The organism is Lentimicrobium sp. S6, assembly GCF_013166635.1.
Lineage (GTDB): Bacteria > Bacteroidota > Bacteroidia > Bacteroidales > UBA12170 > UBA12170.
The window spans coordinates 1-4,169 of sequence record NZ_JABKBZ010000143.1 but is presented as its reverse complement, the minus strand read 5'-3'; the positions used below and the strand labels follow the sequence as shown (position 1 = coordinate 4,169).

At 44.3% G+C, this 4,169-nt stretch carries 1 protein-coding gene; it reads right to left on the bottom strand.

Annotation, left to right across the window (positions count from 1 at the left end; all coding sequences use genetic code 11):
* On the bottom strand, window positions 1-4,169 hold a 4,169-nt coding region (locus HNS40_RS23610), incomplete at both ends, for a PKD domain-containing protein (RefSeq protein ID WP_172284810.1).

Below are 4,169 nucleotides of genomic sequence, written 5' to 3'. Positions count from 1 at the left end.
GTCGCCATCCACATCAAAGCTCACCACATAGGTGATGGTATATCCTTGTTCCACATCAGAAGTTTCATAGGCGTGAGTTACCATTTCCACCTCAGCACCGGTATTGATTTCGTAGCCATCCCCAAAGATCCACTCTCTGTTGATGATGGTCGCGGTTTCGTCTACTATACTGCTGTCTTTAAAGATGATGGTTTGTCTTTCACAATAAATACTGGTATCGGTCACAAAGTTCACGAAGATACAAGGATAGCGCTGCACATTTTGAGTGATGCTGTCCACGCAACCAAAGCCATTAGTTACGGCTAGACTCACATTGAAAGTCTCTAGGTATGGAGGATATAAAAACTCCGTATTCCCATCGCTGGGCGCATCAATCGTTTCCGTTTCTCCATTACCAAAATACCATCTCCACTGTTGTATTTCATCTTCAAACACCGAGCTGCTTTGGTCCATAAAGAAAGTGGTATCAGCGCAAGCGGCAGCTTCTGCCAAGAATGCTGCTGTAGGCAATTCTCTCACCATCACATTCTTTCTCACCTCATTCACACAACCACCAGGCTCTTGACCTTGTAACTCCACTCTAAATTCACCATCAGAAGTAAATACATGGTATACCGTATCAGAAGTAGTGCTGAGCTGAGGACTTCCATCATCAAAATACCAAGTCCAGTATTTTACTTCCGCATTTTCAGGCTTGGTGGCACGAGCGACCAGCATGGTAGGCTCACCATAACAAACGGTATCTGCTAGGAAGCTCACCTCTAATTCTGAAGGGATGAAGATTTCTTTTTTTGTGGTATCCACACATCCTCTTTCATCGGTAGCGATGAGAGAAACCGGATAATTTAAATCTACCACAGGGAAGATATATTGTGGGTCTTGCTCTGCAGTCTCAAAACCATCGATACTCCATAATAGCTCACTGATTCCAATATTCTCGATATGATAAGAGGAGTCTGTAAAATAAACCAAACCACTGCTACAAGAAGTATCGCTATAGCTAAAATATGCCACCGGATTATCATAGACATTCACCGTATGCTGAATGCTATCTCTACATCCCCAAGCATCGCTTACCACCAGTTGAGAAGTAAATGTTCCGCTAGTAGCAAAGGTGTGTTCTGGGTTTTGAATAGCAGCCAATTCACTATCACCAAAGCTCCAATCCCAGCTCACTAAATCATAGGCATTGGGACTAGAAAGGTCGGTATACTGAGTAGGAAGTCCTAAACAAGCGGTATCGAAGGTAAATTCTACCACAGGAGCGCCATAAACAGGCACCATATTCTGCAGCTGATTCTGACAGCCATTGGTATCGGTAATCTGTAATACTACGGTGTAATTACCCGGTGATATATATAAATGACTAGGGTCGCTAATGGCTTCCATATTGCCATCCCCTAAATTATAATCCCAAAGGGCAGTGGCACCTACATTAATCAATTCACTATCCATAAAGTGGGTGCTATCGCCTACACAAACCGTATCAAAACTAAATCCGATTTGAGGAAGGTCGAAGACCACCACCTCTTGAGTAATGACTGAATTACAACCCGCCGAGTTGTTTACGCTCAGGCTTACCTGATATACTCCAGCTGCAGCAAAAGCATGTATCGGATTCTGGAAGTTACTAAACTCACCATCGCCAAAGTCCCATTGCCAACCTTGTACCAGCCCGCTTTCTGTACTACTCTCGTCCACAAAGTTGAAGGAGTGATTCACACAAGGACTGCCATCGCCAGCCGGGCTGAAGCTAAAGGCGGCCTCTGGCGCTCCAGTCACCTCAATGGCCTCCACCAAACTATCGCTACAACCATCGGTAGTTGTCACAATAAGAGTTACATCATAAGTAATATCTCCTGTTTCAGGATAGATATGATAAGGGCTCTGCTGGGTACTTGTCATGCCATCCCCAAAATCCCAGCTCCAAGAAGCGATATCGCCACTTACGGCCTGAGAAAGGTCTTGGAAGAAAGTAGTATCACCAGCGCAGCTACCAAATCCCCAAGTGAAGTTGACCATAGGAAGTGGATAAACCACCACCTCTTGTTCTATGCTATTCATACATCCTAAATCATCACTGGCCTCTAATAATACAGTATAGGTACCGTAGTTCTCATAAAGATGAACAGGATTGGCTTCCGTACTGGAAGTGCCATCTCCAAAATACCACACAAAACTAGTAGCATCTACACTAGTAGTATTGCTAAAATGGGTGCTGTCACCATGACAAGCAGCAGGAGCTTCAAAGGCCACCGTAGGACCAGGGTTAATAGTAATGGTCTGCTCCAAGAAATCAGTACAGCCTAGGTTATCCACTAATGTTAATCGAACTAAAAAGTCACCCGCAGTGGCATAATTATGAGCAGGATTAGCTGCATCGCTAGATTCCCCATCGCCAAAGTCCCAAGTCCAAGTGGCGATTCCCACAGGTGAGCTGGACAAGTCGTTAAACTGAGTGGCACTACCTAAACAAGCATTATTAAAACTAAAGTCAATCACAGGAAGAGGGTTCACATAGAATGGAGCCGTCATCACCTGGCTACAGCCAAAGTTATTCTCTACGCTGTGTGTGATGGTAAATGTTCCAGCATCGCTGTAAGTGTGAACCGGGGACTCATCGGTACTTGTTGTGCCATCCCCAAAGTCCCAGAACCAAGAGATGATACTCTCGCCACCGCTTAAACTCTCGTCCACAAACACCACTTCCTGATTGATACAAGCACTATCTGGAGCAAAGCTCACGATTGGCAGCTCACGCACCAATACATCTTTAATGATGCTATCGGTACAGAAGCTATTATTTAATATTTTAAGTTTCACCTGATAAATACCATCCGCCGCATATCTATGACTTGGGTTTTGTTGAGCAGAAGTGGTACCGTCTCCAAAGTCCCATTCCCATAATAATATGCTTTGGGCCTCGGTGGCAGTGATATCGGTAAAATGAGTGGTATCTCCAAAACAAACCGTGTCGAAGCTAAAGTCAGGCAATGGTTGAGTGGTATATAATACCTGCTTCACTTTGGTGTCTGAGCAAAGCTGTTCATTACTCACCGTCAGGCTCACATTATAAGCTCCCGTTTGACTGAACTTATGTGTTGGATTCTGCACAAAACTCACATTATTGCTTCCTGAACCGGGATCATCGAAATTCCAATACCAAGCAATGATATTGGTTTCATTTGGATTGCTAAAGTCGGTGAAGAAGGTGGTATCACAATTAGGAATATCGAAATTAAAGTTGGCAGTTGGGGAGGGTGCTATAGTTAAATTCTCTATTACCTCATTGGTACAGCCATTGCTATCAGTGACGTATAGTTTCACGAGGTATTCTCCTGGAAGGGCGTAAAGATGAGCCGGATGTTGAGAAGTACTAGTGGTACCGTCTCCAAATTGCCAGCTCCAGCTGATAATATCGTTATCAGAAGTACTCACATCGGTAAACCAGATGCTATCAGAAGTACATTGTGTAGGCGTATGGATAAATGCAGCGGTAGGACCATATCCCACGCTCACATTATAGGCTCTTTCGCTTACGCAGCCACCATCAGTGGTCACCGTCAAGCTTACCAAATATAATCCACCCACATCAAATACATGACTTGGGTTTTGAAGAGTACTAGTTTGTCCATCATCGAAGTCCCAGTTCCAGCTCACAATTGGGTCGCTAGTACTACTACTCAAATCTGTAAAGTTGGTAGAAAGCCCAGCGCAAGAAGCCACAAAGCTAAAGTCTGCTGCAGGCTTGCTGATGGAGATTTCCACAAAGGCGGTATCACTACACAATCCTTCATTGGTCACCACATGCATCACTGTATAAACACCTTCATCGGTAAATCGATGTATGGGATGCTGAGCAGTAGAAGTATTATTCACTCCACTGGCAGGGTCACCAAAATCCCAGAACCAAGCAATGAGGTCTTGACCATTGGGCTCATAAGCAGTAGAGGTAAACTGCAAGCTATCGCAGCTGATATTTTCAAAAGTAAAATTACTCACTGGAGCTTGACTCACAGCCACCACTTGTGTGAGACTGCTTTCGCAGCCATTGATATCGGTTACTGTTAAGGTTGCTGGATAATTACCCGTGTTAGTATAAAGGTGGTTTGGATTCTGAAGACTACTGGTATTCCCGTCTCCAAAGTTCCAGCTCCAGGTATCTATGA